This window comes from Streptomyces sp. NPDC048191, assembly GCF_040652655.1.
In the GTDB taxonomy this organism is placed as follows: Bacteria; Actinomycetota; Actinomycetes; order Streptomycetales; family Streptomycetaceae; genus Streptomyces.
Genome location: NZ_JBEZMO010000009.1, coordinates 243185 through 261211, shown reverse-complemented (window position 1 = coordinate 261211; position 18027 = coordinate 243185). Strand labels below are relative to the sequence as shown.

Here is an 18027-nt window from a genome sequence, read left to right as displayed (position 1 = left end):
TGCCCCACTCGCTCCGGTTTGAGATTCTGTGAGGGTGTTGGGTGTGGCGCGCTGGATCCAGTCCCGTCGCAGGCCTGTGCCCGCCGACAGCGGCCACCACCGCGAGGACGGCAGGGGCCGGGAGGGAACCTCGGCGTCCGCGCGGACCGAGGACCCCGCGGATGCCGCGGACGGCGCGTTGCTGAGCGCCCTGCGGGAGGAACTCACCGGCATCGGTACGACCCTCGACGAGGCCACGACCTGTGCCGAGCTGACCCGGATCGCCGTGCGGCTGGCCGGCGGGACGGCCGCCGTGATGCGCCGGACCGGCCAGACCCTCTCCGGGTACGAGGCGATCACCGGCGACGCCGACGCGCTGCCCGACCCCCGCTGGGCCGCCGCGTCGGCCCGGGAAGCGGACGTATCCGAGCTCGGCGCGCCGCCCGGGCCCTGGATCGAGCAGGTGGGCGCCGATCGGGCCGGGGTCGCCCTGTGCGCGCCGCTGACCAGTGGGGAGGACGGCTACGGCGTCCTGGTGTGGGCGCGCTCCGGGCCGCCGCTGCTGCGGGCCGAGGCCGAGCTGGTCAGCCTGCTCGCCGAGCGCGCCGCCTCCCACATACGGCACGCGCGCGCCTACGCGACCGTCAACCGCACCGCCGGCGATCTGCAGCGCGCCCTGCTCGCCGAGCCCGGCCGCCCGCACCCCAACCTCGACATCGCCGTCCGCTATCTGCCGGCCGGCGGTGGCGTCCTGGTCGGCGGCGACTGGTGCGAGACCGTGCGGCTGCACTTCGGGCGGACCCTGCTGGTCGTCGGCGACGTCATGGGGCACGGCCTGGAGGCCGCCGTCGACATGAACGTCTACCGGTCCTCCCTGCGCTACATCGCCTCCGCCGACCTGCCCCCGCACCGGGTGCTGCGGCAGATGGACGAGATCGCCTCCCGGGAGGCGGAACTCAGGCCCGCCACCTGTCTGCTGGCCCGCGTCGACCCGGGGCGCCACCAGGTCACGCTCGCCAGCGCCGGGCATCTGCCGCCGGTGCTCATCACCCGCGGGGGCGAGGCCTCGCTGCTGTCCGTCCCCGTCGGGCCGCCGCTCGGCACGGGGCTCGGCGGGTACGAGTCGGCCACGCATCCGCTGGCTGCGGGGGAGACGCTGGTGCTGTTCACCGACGGGCTGGTGGAGCGGCGGGGGGAGGACATCGACCGGTCTCTGGAGCGGCTGTCCGCCGTGCGGTTCCCCGACGGGGCCGGGCTGGAGAACGTACTGGACATCATCCTCGGCCGCCTGGACGCATGGCATGCGGAGGACGACGTCGCCGCGCTCGCCTGCCGGCCGCACAGCAGGCCCGGTAACTCTCCGTAGGGGCGGCTGGTCGCCCGCCCTCAGGTCGGCAGTCCCACCGTGAACGTCGTCATGCCCTGCTCCCGGGCCGGCCGCGGGCTGCCGCCGTGCGCCCCCCAGGACCCGGGCGGAAGCCGGGGCCCGGGCCCTGGCGCGGCTTCCCCGGAGTACGTGGTGACCGCCCTCCCAGGCCTCGTACCGGGCGACCGTTGCCACCAGGACCGGCAATCGGCGGGTCGTCGTCCACGACGAGTGGCCGTACGTTCTCCCCCCGCTCGTCCCGCGGCACCCGTTCGGCCCCGGCCGGGCTGCGAGCCCCCGCCGGCCGTATCGATACTCGAGTGAAAGTCGTCCGACAGGAGACCGACAGCATCCGCGGGCGAAGCTCGTCCAGGACCCGATCAAGGAGCTGCCGTCCGTGACGACCCTCCAGTCCCGAACCGCGCCCCCCACGGCGATCCGCCCCCGGGTCGTGGCCCGCACCGGCCTCTACACCCTGCTGGCCGTCAACGCGGCCGTTGTCGCCCGGTTCTTCGCCCAGGCCGGATTCGCCTCGAACCCACTGATCGTGCTGGGCCGCCTCGCCGGCCTGTACGGCGCCCTCCTCATGGCCTTCCAGCTGCTGCTGGTGGCCCGGCTGCCCTGGCTGGACCGCCGTATCGGCATGGACCGGCTGACCACCTGGCACCGCCGCACCGGCATCGGGGTCGTGTGGACCCTGCTCACCCACGCGGTGTTCATCACCTTCGGCTATGCCCGGGAGTCCTCGATGGACCCCGTGAACCAGCTGGTGAACCTCGCCGAGACCGTCGAGGGCGTGCTGCGCGCCGCCGTCGCGCTCGCGCTGCTCCTCGTGGTCGGCGCCACCTCGGCCCGCTGGGCACGCCGCCGGCTCGCCTACGAGACCTGGCACTTCGTCCACCTGTACACCTACGTCGCCGTGGTCCTCGCCTTCACCCACCAGGTCGCGGTCGGCACGACGTTCACCGCGTCGCCCGCCGCCCGGGCGTACTGGTACACGGTGTGGGGCGTCGCCCTCGGCGCGCTGTTCCTGGGCCGGCTGGTGCTGCCGTTGTGGCGCAACCTGCGGCACCGGCTGCGCGTCGCGGCGGTCGTCGCCGAGTCCGACGACGTCGTCTCCGTCTACGTCACCGGCCGCGACCTGGACCGGCTGCCCGCCCGGGCCGGCCAGTTCTTCCTCTGGCGGTTCCTCACCCGGGACCGCTGGTGGCAGGCCAACCCGTTCTCCCTGTCCGCCGCCCCCGACGGCCGCACCCTGCGCCTCACCGCCAAGGCGGCCGGCGACGGCAGCGCCGCCCTGCGCCGGCTGAAGGTCGGCACCCGCGTCTTCGCCGAGGGCCCCTACGGCGCCTTCACCACACTGCACCGCACCCGCCCGGAGTCCGTGCTGATCGCCGGTGGCGTCGGTGTCACGCCCATCCGGGCGCTGCTGGAGGACCTGCAGGGCCACGCCGTGGTCATCTACCGGGTGGCCACCGACCGCGACGCCGTCCTCTACGACGAGCTGCGCGACCTCGCCCTCACCAAGGGCGCCGAGCTGCACCTGGTCACCGGGCCGGTCCTCCCAGACAAGCTCGCGCCGGGTGAACTGGCCCGGCTCGTGCCCGACATCGGCGAGCGCGACGTGTTCCTGTGCGGGCCGCCCGGAATGATGACCGCGGTGCTGCGCAGCCTGGCCGACCTGGGCGTGCCCAAGCGGCAGATCCACTTCGAGCGCTTCAGCCTCGCGGGCTGAGAGAGGGCTTCCCACCGTGAAGCGAGCCATTCCCGTCTTCGTCCTGACCGTCGCGGGCCTGATCCCGGTGTGGCGCTACCAGCCCTCGATCGGGACCACCGACGTCGCCCAGCCGGCGTCGACGCCGACCCCCGCACCGACGCCGCCGACGTCTTCCCCCTCCTCCCCCTCGTCCTCCGCGACGGTCGCGAAGGTCGTCCCGGGCCCCGCGGTGAACACGTCCAAGGGCGTCATCCAGGTGGAGGTGACCCTCCAGGGCGACCGGATCACCTCCGTGCGGATGCTCCAGGCGCCGCACCACCGGCAGACCGCGTTCGCCGTACCGCAGTTGATCGCGGAGACACTCCGGGCCCAGAGCGCCCGCATCGACGCGGTCTCCGGGGCCACCATCACGAGCGCCGGATACAGGGAGTCCCTCCAGGCCGCGCTCGACGCCAAGGGCTCCTGAGGTGCGCCGCGTCGAGCACGTCATGGGGTTCCCGGTCTCGCTGCGGATCGACGACGCGGGTGACCACGCCGCCGCCGCGGACGCCGTCTTCGACTGGCTGCGCCAAGTGGACGCCCGTTTCAGCCCGTTCAAGCCCGGCAGTGAGGTGTCCCGGTACGGGCGCGGCGAGTTGGCCGACGGCGAGCGGAGCGCGGACCTGAGGGAGGTCCTCGGCCTGTGCGAGCGGTACCGGGACGAGACCGGCGGCGCCTTCGACGTCCGGCTGCCCGGCCGGGGGCTCGACCCCTGCGCGGTGGTCAAGGGCTGGTCGGTGCAGCGGGCGGCCGCACTGCTGACGGCGGCCGGGGTACGGCGGTTCTGTCTCAACGCCGGCGGTGACGTGGTCGTCTCCGGCGGACCGTGGCGGGTCGGGGTACGGCATCCCGAACGGGCCGACCGCGTGTGTGCCGTGCTGGCGGTCACCGACGCGGCGGTGGCGACCTCCGGGCCCTACGAGCGCGGCGACCACATCCTCGACGGGCGCACCGGACGCCCCGCCACCGGACTGCTCAGCCTCACCGTGGTGGCCGCGACCCTGACGGAGGCGGACGCGACCGCCACGGCCGCCTTCGCCCTGGGCGCCGAAGGACCGGCCTGGGCCGCCGCCCGCCCCGGCTGCGAGGTCTTCGCGGTCGACGCCGCACGCAGCGTGCTGCGCACGCCGGGGCTGCCGGTGGCCTGAGCCGTCGCTCACCCGCCAAAACGCTGAAACACTCGCGGTCTAGACTCTCCCCGCAACGGCCTGCGCACCGACGCCATCGGCCGGAAACGGGCGGAAATCTGCCAAACCCGAAGGGTGTCCGGCGTTTTGATACGGATAGATTCAGTCACGAAGCGGTACCCGGACGGCACGGTCGCGGTCGACCGGCTGTCACTGGAGATACCGGACCGCGGGATCACCGTCCTCGTCGGGCCCTCGGGCTGCGGAAAGACGACGACCCTGCGGATGATCAACCGGATGGTGGACCCCACCGAGGGCAGCATCCTCCTCGACGGCACGGACATCCGGCAGCAGCCCGTCAACACCCTGCGCCGCTCGATGGGTTACGTCATCCAGAACGCCGGGCTCTTCCAGCACCGCACGATCGTCGACAACATCGCCACCGTCCCCCGGCTGCTGGGCTGGAGCAGGCAGAAGGCCCGCGCCCGGGCCGCGGAGCTGATGGAGCGGGTCGGACTCGACGCCTCCCTCGCCAAGCGGTACCCGTACCAGCTCTCCGGCGGCCAGCAGCAGCGCGTCGGTGTCGCCCGGGCGCTCGCCGCCGACCCGCCGGTGCTGCTGATGGACGAGCCGTTCTCCGCCGTCGACCCCGTGGTGCGCAAGGGGCTCCAGGACGAACTGCTACGTATCCAGGACGAGTTGGGCAAGACCATCGTCTTCGTCACGCACGACATCGACGAGGCGATCAAGCTCGGCACCATGGTCGCCGTGCTGCGCACCGGCGGCCGGCTCGCCCAGTTCGCCCCGCCCGCCGAACTGCTCAGCGCCCCCGCCGACGCCTTCGTGGAGGACTTCCTCGGCGCCGACCGGGGCATCCGCCGGCTGTCCTTCTTCCCGTCCGCCGGCCTCGAGCTGCAGACCGCGCCCATCGTGCGCGTCGACGCCGACGCCGCGGGACTCTCCGCCCGCGCCGGTGCCCCCTACCTCCTCGTCACCGACCTCGACGGCCGCCCGCTCGGCTGGAGCGAGCCGGACCGGCTCACAGCCGGGCCCATCGACAGGGACCGGCTCCTCGACCACGGGCGGCCGTTCGTGCCCGGCACCGACTCGCTGCGCGCCGCGCTCGACGGGGCGGTGCTCTCACCCACCGGGTGGGCCGTCGCCGTGGACGGCGAGGGGCGCGCCGTCGGCGTCGTCTCCCAGCAGGTCATCGGCGACGCCATCCGCGCCGCCCACAGCCGGGTCGCGGACGGCTCCGGCGCCGCGCCCGGCCCGGCCGCGGACGGCACCGACGTCGAGGCCGTCCGGTGAACGGCTTCTTCGACCTCCCGAGCGACCTCCAGCACAGCTACCTCGGACTCGTCGGCCTGCATGTGCGCGAGGGCCTGCTGCCGGTGCTGGCCGCGCTGCTCGTCGCACTGCCGGTGGCCCAGCTCTGCGTCCGCTTCCGCTGGGTCTACCCGCCCGTCCTGGGCATCACCACCGTGCTCTACTCCATCCCGTCGCTGGCCTTCTTCGTCGTCCTCATCGACTACTTCGGGCAGAGCGAGACCACGGTGATGATCCCGCTCGCGGTCTACAGCCTGGTGGTGCTGGTGCCGGGCATCGTGGACGGCGTCCGCTCGGTGCCGCAGGAGACCCTGGCCGCCGCCCAGGCCATGGGCCTCGGCCCCGTACGCCGTTACCTACAGGTCCAGTTGCCCATCGCCGCACCCGCGATCATCGCGGGCCTCAGGGTCGCGGTCGTCTCCAGCTTCTCCCTGGTCAGCGTCGGCATGCTCATCGGCAACCAGGGCGCGCTCGGCAACATGCTCAACGACGCCACCACCTACCACCGGCCCGCCCTCGCCGTGAACTCGGTCGTCACGACAGCGGCGTTGGGCATCCTGGCCGACGCCCTGCTCGTCCTCGTCCGCCGCCTGCTCACCCCCTGGATGCCGAGGAAGGGTGCCACCCGGTGAACGTCCTGAACTTCGCGCACGCCTTCTTCGGCGACAGCGCCCACTGGCACGGCTACGACGGCATCCCCACCCGCCTCGCCGAGCACGTCAAGTACTCCCTGGAAGCACTGCTGTTCGCCGCGCTGATCGGGCTGCCCGTCGGCCTGGTCACCGGCCACTACGGCCGCGGCGGCAACGCCCTCGCCCTGATCGCCACCGCAGGCCGGGCCCTGCCCAGCTTCGGTCTCCTCGTGCTGATGTTCATCTGGATCGGGTTCGGGCTGCTGCCGGTGATGATCCCGCTGGTCGTGCTCGCCGTACCGCCCATCCTGGTCACCACCTACGAGGCGATCCGGTCCGTCGACCCCTCGCCCGTGGACGCCGCCCGGGGCATGGGCATGGCCGAGGCACGGGTGCTGTTCCAGGTGGAGGTGCCGGTCGCGCTCCCGCTGATCCTCAGCGGCCTGCGCACGGCGGCCATCCAGATCGTCTCCACCGCCACGATCGCCGCCTACGTCAGCCTCGGCGGCCTCGGCCGGTACATCATCGACGGGCTCTACCAGAAGAACTACGAGAAGGTCGTCGGCGGCGCCACTCTCGTCGCCGGCCTGGCCCTCGCCACCCTCCTGGTCTTCTGGGCGGCCTCCCGCATCACGGTCTCGGCGGGGGTGCGCCGCAGTGGCTGACGTCGGGGCCCGGATGTGTCGGTGACGGGCAAGGGGCATCTCCCGCCCCGTGCCAGGGCGTGCCGGGCCGGAGGGGCACTCGCACACCGGTGTGGCCGATGGCAACTGCCCCTAGACCGCGTCCGCCTGGAAGTCCGGCCGGTGCGCCTTTCATCAGGAATCCGTTACGAAGGGACTGCTCCGTGTGCGCAAGTGACCGCAGATCGAGGCCAATCGGTGATCTACGGCCCTTGACTGACCGAGAACCGGCTGGATTGGATCGTCAGGTGACTTCCACCAACCGCATCAGCAGGTCCATCCGGAGGAACCGAGGCGCGGCGGTGGTCGCCCTCGCGGCGGCGACGGCTCTGCTGGCGGGCTGTTCCTCCAACGGCGACAAGTCCGGCGGCAACCCTCTGTCGGACGACAGCAAGGCGAGCGGCGGCACCGTCGTCGTCGGATCCAACAACTTCCCCGAGAGCACCCTGCTCGCCGACATCTACGGCGAGGCCCTCAAGGCCAAGGGAGTCAAGGTCACGTACAAGCCGAACATCGGCAGCCGCGAGACCACCTACGGGCTGATCAAGAACGGCTCCATCTCGGTGCTGCCCGAGTACAACGGCGCGCTGCTGGCCTACCTCGACCCGAAGGCCGCGCCCAAGACGGCCGACGCCACCACCGCGGCCATCGAGGCCAAGCTGGACTCCAAGCTGACCCTGCTCAAGCCCTCGCCGGCCGAGGACAAGGACTCGGTCACGGTCAACGCGGCCACCGCGAAGAAGTACGGCCTGACCGGGAAGTCGTCGATCTCCGACCTCAAGGACATCGCGAAGGACCTGGTCATCGGCGCCTCGCCGGAGTTCCAGACCCGGCAGCAGGGCCTGGTGGGACTCAAGTCCGTCTACGGCCTGCAGTTCAAGTCCTTCAAGGCGCTGGACGCGGGCGGCCCGCTCACCCAGGCGGCACTGAAGAAGGACGCCGTACAGGTCGCGGACATCTTCACCACGGAGCCGACCATCTCCAAGGAGAAGTTCGTCGTCCTGCAGGACCCGAAGAACCTCTTCGGCTTCGAGAACGTCCAGCCGCTCGTCTACAAGAGCGCCCTGCCCCAGAAGGGCGTCGACGCGCTCAACGCGGTCTCGGCCAAGCTCGACACGGCGACCCTGCTGGAACTGGCCACCCAGGTGCAGAGCCAGAACAAGGACCCGCTGGACGTCGCCAAGGCCTGGCTGAAGTCCGCGGGCCTCGCCTGACACCCTGGCCCTTCGGCCCGGACGTGGACGTGCACGACGCGGGTGCCCCCTCGGCAGGGGACACCCGCGTCGTGCCGTACGGCACCGTCCTCGGTCCGGCCGGCCTGATCCGGCTCGCCGACGGCACCGTCCGACCCGTCGACGGCCCCGGCGCGCCGGACCGGGGCCGCCGCGCCCGGGAGAGGGCCGACCGGCTCGCCGCCGCCGGCCGCCGGTACGGGCGTGGCTCCGGCGACGGCGCCCACCGCTCCGTCCCCGTCGACGTCGCCGGGGAGCGTGCCCGCGAGCGCCGGCTCCCGCGCAGTCACGGCGGCGCCCTGCTCCGCGGTCCGCCCGGTCCGCGCGATGCCCGCCGTCCGCGCCCGCCAACTCCTCGCAGGCGGTTCCGGATCCACCCCTCCTTCGTCACCGCGCCCACCGACGCCCTCCGCCTCGGCGGGCCGCGTCGTCCTCTCCGAGGGCCTGGAGGAGACCGCGGCCCGGAGGCCGCACCACGGCGGCCGAACCGCCGCCCCGCCCCGCCTCGCGGAGTCGCGAGCCCTACGGTCCCCGCCGGTCACGCTGTGGGAATTCTCCGGAAACAGCGCGGCTGATGGAGGAAAACCGCATCCGTACCGCTCCCGGTGGAGCCGGGATCCCTCTCCCTCCCACGCTGGCCCGGGGCCGCTTCCGGCCCCCGGAGCGAGCATGAGAGGAACCACCATGACCACGGAACACGTGGCTGTCGCCCCACCGCACCGCACACGGTGGCCGGGCCTGGCCGCCCTGCTGCTGGGCGAGGCGATGAACCTGCTGGACGCGACCGTCGTCCAGGTGGCCGCGCCGGCCGTCCACGCCGACCTGGGCGGCCCGGTCTCCGACGTCCAGTGGTTCGGCGCCGCCTATACCCTGCCGTTCGCCGTGCTGCTGATCACCGGCGGGCGGCTCGGTGACATCGCGGGCCGGCGCCGGATGTTCGTCCTCGGCGTGACGGTGTTCACGGCGGCGTCCCTGGCCTGCGCGCTGGCGCCGTCGCCGGGGCCGCTCATCGCCTTCCGGGCCATGCAGGGCGCCGCGGCGGCGCTGATCATTCCGCAGACCATCGGGCTGATCAAGGCGATGTTCTCCGGGGAGGAGACGGCCAAGGCGCTCGGCAGCATCGGGCCGGTGATGGGCCTCGCCGCCGTCTGCGGACCCGTCGTCGGCGGTGTGCTGACCCATGCCGACCTGTTCGGCTCGTCCTGGCGGTCGGTGTTCCTGGTGAACGTTCCGGTGGCCGCGGTGGTGCTGGCCCTGGCCCGGAACCTGCCGGAGAACCGCGCCCCGCGCCGCCCGTCCCTCGACTGGCCCGGCACGGCCCTGGCCGCGCTCGGCAGCGGACTCCTGGTGTACCCGCTGATCGGCGGCGACCTCTCCAGGCTGTCCCCACGTGACGGGCTGTTCCTCGCCGCCGGCCTGCTCGTGCTCGCCGTCTTCGCCCGGCGGCAGGCCCGCGCGGCCCGCCCCCTGCTGGAGCGCAGCCTGTTCACACACCGCGGCTTTCCGGCCGCTCTCCTCACCTCCACCGCCTTCTTCGCGGTGACCAGCGGACTGACCGTGGTGGTCGTCCTCCAGCTCCAACTCGGCGCGCACACCGGTGTGCTGGGAGCCGGGCTGAGCCTGCTGCCGTGGTCCGCCGGGCTCGCCCTCGCCTCCTGGTGGTCGGGCTCGCGGCTGGTACGGCGGCACGGGCGCCGGGTCATGCCGTACGGACTCGGGACACTGCTGGCGGGCCTGCTCGCCGCCGTGGCCGCGTACCGCACGACCGCGCCGGGCCACTACCCGGTGGCGTTGCCGCCCGCACTCGCCCTGATCGGCCTCGGCGCCGGCCTGTTCACGCCCGCCTTCTTCACCCTCGCCCTGCTCCCGCTGCGTCCGCAGGAGGTCGGCTCGGCCGCCGGACTGCTCAACGCCGTTCAGCAACTCGGGGCCACGCTGGGGGTGGCGGTGCTCGGCAGCGTGTACCTGGCGGGGAGAGGGCCGGGCGCGCCGCAGGATGCGTGCTGGGTCGCGGTGGGGCTGCTGGGCGTGGCCTGGGTGGCGAGTGCGCGGGCAGGGGCGGGGGAAGGAACGTAGGGCCGGACTCGCGCGGAGGAAAGCGGATGCGGCCCCTGTCCACTGCGGCTAGGGTGGCGCCCGTGCCGGCGACCATGATGACCGCGTCCTCGTATCCTCCGCTGAATGTGCAGGTGCACACGCCCCGGCTGTCGTTGCTGGGAGCGACCGACGAGTTGTTGGAGCGACTCGTCCCGACGGTCCGCAAAGGTGTGGTCACGGAGGCACCGTGGCCGTTCGACGACCCGATGTCCTTGTACAAGGACAGCCCGGAGCGGGAGTGGGAGTGGCTCCGCAAGGTGTGGGCCGGCCGCGGGAACGTCAGTGACAGCTACTGGCGGCTGTATTTCGTGGTGGTCGTCGACGACCAGCCGGTGGGCATGCAGGACCTGATCGGACGGAGCTTCTCGACGTTCGGCACGGTGGAGACGTTCTCCTGGCTCGGCCCCGACGCGCGTGGCCGCGGCCTGGGCAGGGAGATGCGCCAGGCCGTGTTGCATCTGGCCTTCGACGGGCTGGGAGCCCGGGAGGCCGAGAGCGCGGCGTTCGTCGACAACCACGCGTCGAACCGGGTGTCGGAGGCCGTGGGCTATGTGCCCAACGGAGTCTGCTGGGACACCCGCCGCGGCGAGCCTGCCGAGTTGACCCGGTGGAGGCTCACCCATGACCGATGGTCCGAGGGGCGGCGCGACGACATCGAACTCGTCGGCGTCACCGACTGCCTGCCGGTCCTCGGCATCGACCGGTCCGCCTGATCACGAGCGCGGACCCCGGCAGCACGGATGCCGGCCGCCGGGAGACGGTCGCCGGGGGACGGCCGCCGCGGCGCTGAAGCCGTCCCGGACCCCGGCGTACGGTCTCAGCCGCCCCGTTGGACGGAGACCGTGCCCGGCCACCGGCGTCGTACCCTCGCCAGGTCCGTCAGCACGGGGCTCGCCGCCTTCAGCGTGCGCAGCACCGGGCTCGTCTCCAGCGCGTCGATCTCCCGGAGCGCGCCGAGGCGGCGCGTGAGGTAGCGGTGCAGGTCGGCCGGGTCCCGGCAGAGGGCCTGAGCGACCAGATTGGTGCGGCCGGTGGTCGCGGCCACGAAGGCCAGTTCGTCATGGCCGGCCAGGGCGAGCGCCACCCGCTCCAGGTCCGCCGGGCGCACCGACAGCCACAGCAGGGCCCGGGTACGGACGCCGAAGTGCCCGGCGTCCACCTCCACGTCGAAGAACAGCGCGCCCGACGCCCGCAGTTCGGCCAGCCGCCGGGCCACGGTCGTGGGCGACCAGCCGGTCACCCCGGTCAGCTCCCCCTGCCCGGTCCGCCCGTCCCGCTCCAGCGCGGCGAGCAACTCCGCGTCCTCCGGCCCAGGTTGCCGTACTCCCTCCACGCTCTCGCGGTACTCCAGGGCCGCCCGCTGTTCCTCGTTCAACGCCTGTGCGCTGCGCCGCCAGTTGGCGGGGCCGCCCAGGTAGGTGTGCAGCAGACAGTGCGCGGAGACGGCGGTGACGCCGCCCGTGCGCGGCACGTCGTGCAGCAGCAGCGAGCCGGGGGAGGCGTCCTCGGCCGGGGCGTGGATCACCGCCGTGATCTCGGTGCCCCCCGACGTCAGCTTCACCCAGGACGTGTCCGGCCGTCGCACCAGCGCCCCAGCGATGTCCTGCGCCGAGCGTGCCGTCGCCGTCAGCCGGACCAGCCACTGCGCGCGGCCCGCCCGGTCCGGGTCGGCCAGACCGACCACGCGCAGCCCGGCCTCCGCGCGCAGCCTGCGATAACGGCGGGCCACGGTCTGCGCCGAGACCCCGAGCACCTCGGCGATCCTGCTGAACGGCGCCCGCCCGTCCAGATGCAGGGCGTGGATGAGGGCACGGTCGAGATCGTCGAGCATCCCCCCATCCTGCCCGCCGGTCCGGGCCGTACGGCTCAGAGGTCGAACTCGTGCGGCGGCAGGTCCAGCGTGTAACACGCCTCGCGCACCACGGCCTGCTCCGTCTTGTCGAAGTCGCCGTCCGCGCCGCCGATCACGATGCCGATCTGGATGACGGCCCGCGCCTCGGTCGGCTTCTTCTTCGCCTTGGCGACCTCCTGCAGCACGCTCACCTTGCCGAAGGCGAAGTCGGTCGTCAGCTTGTTCAGGTTCTCCTCGAAGCGGCGCCTCAGGTCGTCCGCCGGGAAGTTCTGCAACACCTCGTTCGTCGCAATGAGCTGGGCCACCCGCTGCCGCTCCGACGGATCGACCGTCCCGTCCGCGGCGGCCACGAGCGCGCACATCGCCATGCTCGCGTCGCGGAACGCACCGCTCTTCAGATCGTTCTTCCTCGCCACCAACTGGGTCTGCATCTGCGACGCCGACTCCTTGACGCGGTCCCACAGGGCCATGCGCACTCCTCGTATCACTCGTGGCAACGGCCGGGTGCTCCCCGGCACACCGGCAGCAACCTCTACAGCACCGTAGAAACTCACGGGACCGCCGGAAAGTTCCTGCGGACCTAGACTGATCCCCCGCACACGCATCCGACACAGGACGACACGGAGGAAGGCGACAGTGGCGACAGCGCCCGGCACCGGCCACCAGGACCCCTCCGCCGAGGTGCTCACCGAGGCGGCCGCCGCCTTCGGACTGCTCGCCTCGCCCGCGCGGCTGCACATCGTGTGGGCGCTGATCCAGGGGGAGAGCGACGTCACCGGGCTCGCCGAGCGGGTCGGCGGCGCACTGCCCGCCGTCAGCCAGCACCTGACCAAGCTGAAACTCGCCGGGCTCGTCCGCTCCCGTCGCGAGGGCCGCCGCCAGGTGTACTTCGTGGACGCCGCCGGACAGGCCGCGGTCGTCGACGTCGTACGCCTCCTGGTCGGCCGGCTCGCCGAACGGGAGGTGGCCGCCCCGGCCCCGGCCCGCCGGCTCCGTGGCCTCTGAGCCCCCGACGGGCCCGCAGGCCGGGCCCGTGACCGCAACCTCCCTCCAGGTGCTGCGGCGCCTGGACACCGGCCCGCGCGGACTCACCGACGCCGAGGCCGCCGCCCGGCTCGCCGCACACGGTGAGAACACGCCGCCCCGTCCGCCCGCCCCCTCCGTGCTCCGGCGCTGCCTGCGGGGTCTGCGCGACCCGTTCACCGCCGTGCTCCTCACCCTCGGCATGGTCTCCGCGTTCGTCGCCTCCTGGGGCACCGCCACGGTGATCCTCGCGCTGGTCGCCGTCAGCTGTGCACTGCGCGCGTCCGGCGAGCGCCGCGCCGACCGCGCGCTGGCCGCCCTGCGTGAACTGGTCGCCGGCACCGCCACCGTGCTGCGCCGCACCGACGACACCGCCGCACCGCGCGCCCACGAGGTCCCGGTGGCCGACCTGGTCCCCGGCGACGTCGTCCGGCTCGGCCCCGGCGACCTCGTCCCCGCCGACGTACGACTGCTGCGCGCCCGCGGGCTGACGGTGCGCGAGTCCGCGCTGACCGGCGAGTCCGCGCCCGTGCCCAAGGCCGCCGCCGATGTGCCGGAGCCGCTCGCCGAGGCCCATCTGTGCTTCCAGGGCAGCGCGGTGGTGGCGGGCGGCGCCACCGCGGTCGTCGTGGCGACCGGGGCGCACACCCGGTTCGCCGCGGCGCAGCGGTCGCCGGAGCCGCGCGAGCCCAGCGCCTTCGACCGGTCCGTGCACGGCATCGCCTGGGTACTTGTCCGGTTCATGCTGCTCACCCCGCCCCTGGTGCTCATGGCGGGCGCGGCGCTGCGCGGCCGGGGCCTGCAGACCCTGCCGTTCGCCGTGTCGGTGGCCGTCGGGCTCACCCCCGAGATGCTTCCGGTGATCGTCACCACGTGCCTCGCGCGCAGCGCCGCGCTGCTGGCCCGGGCCCGCCGGGTCGTCGTACGGCGGCTGCCCGCGCTGCACGACCTGGGCGCGATCGACGTGCTGTGCGTGGACAAGACCGGCACCCTCACCCAGGACCGGCCGGTCGCCGCCCGCTCCCTCGGGCCCGACGGCCGGGACGACCCGCAGGCGTTGCACTGGGCGGCCGTCTGTGCCTGGTGGACCCTGCAACTCGCCGAACTGCCTGCCCCCGACGCCCTCGACGAGGCCCTGCTCGACGTCGCCGGCGCGGTGGGGGAGGAGTACGACGGGATCGCCGCGCTGCCCGTCGCGCCCGGCCGGCGCCTCGCGGGCGCCGTCGTCGCCGGCCGGCTCGGCCACCATCTGCTGATCACCAAGGGCGCCGCCGAGGACGTCCTGGAGCGCTGCGACCTCACCGCCGCCGAGCGGCAGCGGCTGCTCGCCCTCGCGGCACGCGAGGCCGCGACAGGCCGGCGCGTGCTGGCCGTGGCGACCGCCGACCTCCCCCACACCCGGCTGCCCTCGGGCGGGGGGACCCCCATCGCCCGCACCCGCCCGTACACGCCCGCCGACGAACGCGGCCTCACCTTCCGCGGCCTGGTCACCTTCCAGGACCAACTCGCCCCCGGCGCCGCCGACTCCCTGCGCCGGCTCACCGCCCTCGGCATCACGGTCCACGTCCTCACCGGCGACCACCCCGCCACCGCCACCCGCGTGTGCCACGAACTCGGCCTGGAACCAGGGGAGACACGGACCGCCGGGGGCGTCGACGGTGCCGGGGCCTCGGCTTCGCCGGGCACCGGGGTCGGCGGGGTCGGCGTGGACGGGGCGGGGGTTGGTGGCGGCGCGTTCGCGGGCGGGGGCACCGTCGTAGTCGCCCGTTGCAGTCCCGAGGACAAGGCACGTGTCGTCGCCGGGCTGCGGGCCGCCGGGCACACCGTCGGCTTCCTGGGGGACGGGGTCAACGACGTGCCCGCGCTGCTCGCCGCCGACGTCGGCATCGCGCCGCGCGACGCGGTGCCGGTGGCCCGGGAGAGCGCCGACGTCGTGCTCGCCGGGAAGGACCTCACCGCCATCGGCCACGCCGTCACGGCCGGCCGCCGCAGCAGCGCCAACATCGCCGCCTATCTGCGCGTGACGCTCTCCTCCAACCTCGGCAACGTCCTCGCCATGCTCGCCGCCGGACTGCTCCTGCCCTTCCTGCCGATGCTCCCGGTCCAGGTGCTCGCGCAGAACCTGTGCTTCGACGCCGCCCAGCTCGCCTTCGCCCACGACCGCCCCGCCCCGGGCGAGCTGCGCCGGCCGACCGTGCTGCGGCCGCCCGCCTTCCTGCGGTTCATCACCGGCTTCGGCGTGCTCAACGCCGTGGCCGACCTCGCGACCTTCGGCGTCCTCGCGCTCGCCCTGAACGGCCCCGACGCCCTCGACGACGAGGCCGTCTTCCACTCGGCCTGGTTCACCGAGAACCTGCTCACCCAGGCGCTGGTCATGCTGCTCCTGCGCGACGGCCGGCGGCTCGCGCGCGGGGCCCGGCCGGGACCGGTCGGCCGGGCCGCCGCCGTCCTCGCCGCCATCGGACTCGCCCTGCCGCCCAGCCCGCTCGGCGCCGCGCTCGGCATGACCGTCCTGCCCGCCGCGTACCACCTGCTGCTCGCCGCCGTCCTCGGCCTGTACGCCCTGGCCCTCACCGCGGCGAAGGTCCGCCACGCGCGGCGCCGGGCGTAGGCCGCGGGTTGTACAGTTGCGCAAAACAGCAAGCATTCCCGAGAAGGGGGCGGTCGTGCTCCGCAACGGACTCGAGCCCTGGCACCTGTTGATCGTCGCCGTCGTGTTCCTCCTGCTGTTCGGTTCCCGGAAGCTCCCGGACACCGCGCGGGCGCTGGGCAAGTCCATGCGCATCCTCAAGAGCGAGGCGAAGGCGATGAAGGACGAGAACGGCACGCCGGGAACCACCGGCACGCCGGTCGTGGAGCCGTCGGAGGTCCTCACGGCCGACGACGTCCACGCGGCGGCGCACACGGGTACGGCGACGGCACACACGGGTACGGCGGCGACGGGCGCGGGTACGGGTACGGCGGATGCCGGTACGGCGACGGCGGGCGCGCGTACGGTGACCGAGCCGGCGTCCCCTGCCGAGGCGCCGGTGAGCGCCGGCTGACGGGCGGAGCGGCCGGTCTCGCGCTCCGCCGACCGGCGGAGCGCCGACGGCGTCCTCGACCAACCCGCGGCCCGGCCCGGTCCGTGCCGGGTGGATTGGCGGAACGGGTCGACTGGCCCGCCCGTGCCCGGTCGTTCGGCGGGATGACGGCGACCGTGGCCGTGCCCGGTCGGCCGGGGGAACGGGTCTACACGGCCGTGTCCGGTCGAGTGGCGGAACGGGTCTGGCATGTGCTCGGTCGTTTCGGCACCTCACGCTCGGGCACCTCACGCTCGGGCACCTCACGCGCCAGCACCTCACACGCCGGCACTTCTCACGCCGGCACCTCACGCCCCGGCTTCCTCAGGCGGGCGTGCGCTCCGCCCCCTCCGGTACCGTGGGCGCCGTCGCCCTCGCGAGCTTCCGGCGCTTGCGGCGACTGGTCCGCGGTTCCTGGTCGGGCAGCCAGCCGAAGGCGAGGCAGCTGCCGGTGATGCCCAGGAGGAGGCCGACGAGGAAGCCGCCCAGGTTCGAGGTCACCCACGTGCCCAGGGAGAGCAGGACGCCGGTGATGGAGTAGAAGAGCCGCTGCGCGGGGTTGAACAGGATCAGCAGCCCCAGCAGTGCCATCAGCGTCGGCAGCAGATAGCCGGCCAGCCCCTGCGCGCCGATGTGCATCACGACCTTCAGCGAGGCCTTCTCGGTGAGCAGGATCTCGCCCCCGGCCAGGGCGAGCAGCAGCCCGCCCCAGAACGGCCGGCGGGCCCGCCACCCGCGGAAGGCGACCCGCGCTCCCTGGTGTGGACGGTCCGGCACCGCGATCAGCAACCCGAGTCGCTGAAGCGCAGCTTGAGACCGGGCAGCTTGAACACACCCGCTGTCGTCGCGTAGTTGGTCTGCCGCAGATTGCCGATGTGCACGGTGTCGGCCTGCTGGCTGAAGACGCCGATCGGACCCTTCACGCCCGCCTTGGTCAGCGTGCTGGCGTCGTTGCCGATCTCGATGTTGTTGAACGCCGCGTCGCCGGACAGCTCCGTGGAGTCCGTCGTGAGGTCGCTCGCGATCACCTTGTCGGCACCGCTCCCCGCGGTGATCAGCAGGTTGGTGCCGCCGAGGTCGACGCTCTGGCACAGCTTGGTGAGCGTGGCGTTTTTGATCGCGGAGGTGACGATGAGCTCCTGCCCGCCGGTGTCGCCGGCGTTCGGGCTGCCGTCCGCCATGGTGTCGAGGCCGCCGAACTGCTCGAAACCGGTTCCGTTCAGTTCCGTCGCGGTGACCGTGAACGGCATGCCGGAGATCGCGAACTGCACACCCAGCGCCCCCTGAGCGGTGAGCACCGCGAGACCGGCGACGACGAGGGTGGCGGGTACCGCCATCACCGCGGCCCGGCGGGCCCGGACCCGGCCCCGTCTCGGGCCGGCGTCGGTGGTCCCGGCGGTCTGCGGTGCTGCGGACGGTGAACCGTTTCCCGGGTTCTCGGGGGTGTTGCCGACGGACGGGACGTCCGGGGACGAGGCCATGTCTGCTCCCATGGGCATGGATCAACGCGGGTTGGGCTTCAGTGGCACGGTGTCCTGGCGCGGACAGCGACCGCCGCGCACGCCTCCTCGCACTCCCGGCGGGGCAAGGGCTTTCTCGTTACGCGGCAGTAGTCTGCGAGGAAGTTACCGCCGGTTACTTTGAAGGGTCAAGGGAGTTGTGAAAAAAGAGTGTCGGATGTGCGCGAGGTGCGACCGCATCCGACAACTCCCTTGGAACTCCTTGACGTTGACGGTTGATCAGGTCTACAACTTCCCCTGTTTCACGGATCCGTGGCGCCGGATCCGCCGAGCGGTACCGGAAGCGTTTTCCCGGTCTCTTACGACGCCGCTCACCTCAGCTCGCGGAAACCGTTCACATCGGTGCGGCCGTGCACGGCCCCTTCCCCC

Annotated in this window: 17 protein-coding genes; 13 read left to right on the top strand and 4 right to left on the bottom strand. The window is 73.2% G+C overall.

Going from position 1 to position 18027, the window contains the following annotated elements; translation table 11 throughout:
* The first annotated feature begins 43 nt into the window (after positions 1-43).
* From AB0D93_RS18085 to AB0D93_RS18040, 10 genes are all read left to right on the top strand, one after another.
* Positions 44-1345 carry a SpoIIE family protein phosphatase gene (locus AB0D93_RS18085; protein WP_362120314.1) on the top strand — a complete coding sequence of 434 codons (1302 nt, stop codon included), beginning with the start codon at positions 44-46 and terminating at the stop codon, positions 1343-1345.
* 397 nt (positions 1346-1742) lie between these two features.
* Complete coding sequence (locus tag AB0D93_RS18080; protein ID WP_362120312.1) at positions 1743-3080, top strand: ferredoxin reductase family protein; 1338 nt, start codon at positions 1743-1745, stop codon at positions 3078-3080.
* Positions 3081-3096: 16 nt separating this feature from the next.
* Positions 3097-3528: an FMN-binding protein gene (locus AB0D93_RS18075; RefSeq protein WP_362120309.1), complete on the top strand. Its 432-nt coding sequence runs from the start codon at positions 3097-3099 to the stop codon at positions 3526-3528.
* 1 nt (position 3529) lies between these two features.
* Entirely contained in the window at positions 3530-4249 is a 720-nt protein-coding gene (locus AB0D93_RS18070) for an FAD:protein FMN transferase (protein WP_362120307.1), read from the top strand.
* A gap of 126 nt (positions 4250-4375) precedes the next feature.
* Positions 4376-5539, top strand: coding sequence for an ABC transporter ATP-binding protein (locus AB0D93_RS18065; RefSeq protein WP_362120390.1), 1164 nt, complete (start codon positions 4376-4378; stop codon positions 5537-5539).
* A complete protein-coding gene (locus tag AB0D93_RS18060; RefSeq protein ID WP_362120305.1) occupies positions 5536-6189 on the top strand; it encodes an ABC transporter permease subunit in 654 nt (217 codons plus the stop codon). Before AB0D93_RS18065 ends, AB0D93_RS18060 begins: the two co-directional genes overlap by 4 nt.
* On the top strand, positions 6186-6854 hold the full coding sequence (locus AB0D93_RS18055) for an ABC transporter permease (RefSeq protein WP_362120303.1): 669 nt from the start codon (positions 6186-6188) through the stop codon (positions 6852-6854). Before AB0D93_RS18060 ends, AB0D93_RS18055 begins: the two co-directional genes overlap by 4 nt.
* 266 nt (positions 6855-7120) lie before the next feature.
* Complete coding sequence (locus AB0D93_RS18050) at positions 7121-8086, top strand: ABC transporter substrate-binding protein (RefSeq protein ID WP_362120301.1); 966 nt, start codon at positions 7121-7123, stop codon at positions 8084-8086.
* A gap of 702 nt (positions 8087-8788) precedes the next feature.
* Complete coding sequence (locus AB0D93_RS18045) at positions 8789-10180, top strand: MFS transporter (RefSeq protein WP_362120299.1); 1392 nt, start codon at positions 8789-8791, stop codon at positions 10178-10180.
* A gap of 62 nt (positions 10181-10242) precedes the next feature.
* Positions 10243-10914: a GNAT family protein gene (locus tag AB0D93_RS18040; RefSeq protein WP_362120297.1), complete on the top strand. Its 672-nt coding sequence runs from the start codon at positions 10243-10245 to the stop codon at positions 10912-10914.
* A gap of 104 nt (positions 10915-11018) precedes the next feature.
* On the opposite strand, the gene AB0D93_RS18035 is transcribed toward AB0D93_RS18040, so the two are convergent.
* Positions 11019-12032, bottom strand: a complete 1014-nt coding sequence (locus AB0D93_RS18035) for an AsnC family transcriptional regulator (protein WP_362120295.1) — start codon at positions 12030-12032, stop codon at positions 11019-11021.
* A 35-nt stretch (positions 12033-12067) separates the two neighbouring features.
* Complete coding sequence (locus AB0D93_RS18030) at positions 12068-12523, bottom strand: TerB family tellurite resistance protein (protein ID WP_362120293.1); 456 nt, start codon at positions 12521-12523, stop codon at positions 12068-12070.
* Between the two features lie 166 nt (positions 12524-12689).
* On the opposite strand from AB0D93_RS18030, the gene AB0D93_RS18025 reads away from it, so the two are divergent.
* From AB0D93_RS18025 to tatA, 3 genes are read left to right on the top strand one after another with little or no spacing between them, the layout of a single operon-like run.
* Complete coding sequence (locus tag AB0D93_RS18025) at positions 12690-13058, top strand: metalloregulator ArsR/SmtB family transcription factor (protein WP_362120290.1); 369 nt, start codon at positions 12690-12692, stop codon at positions 13056-13058.
* A 28-nt stretch (positions 13059-13086) separates the two neighbouring features.
* Positions 13087-15687, top strand: a complete 2601-nt coding sequence (locus AB0D93_RS18020; RefSeq protein WP_362120288.1) for an HAD-IC family P-type ATPase — start codon at positions 13087-13089, stop codon at positions 15685-15687.
* Positions 15688-15742: 55 nt separating this feature from the next.
* On the top strand, positions 15743-16120 hold the full coding sequence (gene tatA / locus AB0D93_RS18015) for a Sec-independent protein translocase subunit TatA (RefSeq protein WP_362120286.1): 378 nt from the start codon (positions 15743-15745) through the stop codon (positions 16118-16120).
* 342 nt (positions 16121-16462) lie between these two features.
* Here the strand turns inward: tatA and AB0D93_RS18010 are convergent, their stop codons facing one another.
* Both AB0D93_RS18010 and AB0D93_RS18005 read right to left on the bottom strand, forming a co-directional pair.
* Positions 16463-16915: a DUF6114 domain-containing protein gene (locus AB0D93_RS18010; RefSeq protein WP_362120284.1), complete on the bottom strand. Its 453-nt coding sequence runs from the start codon at positions 16913-16915 to the stop codon at positions 16463-16465.
* Positions 16916-16920: 5 nt separating this feature from the next.
* Positions 16921-17619: a DUF6230 family protein gene (locus AB0D93_RS18005; RefSeq protein WP_362120282.1), complete on the bottom strand. Its 699-nt coding sequence runs from the start codon at positions 17617-17619 to the stop codon at positions 16921-16923.
* Positions 17620-18027: the final 408 nt, after the last annotated feature.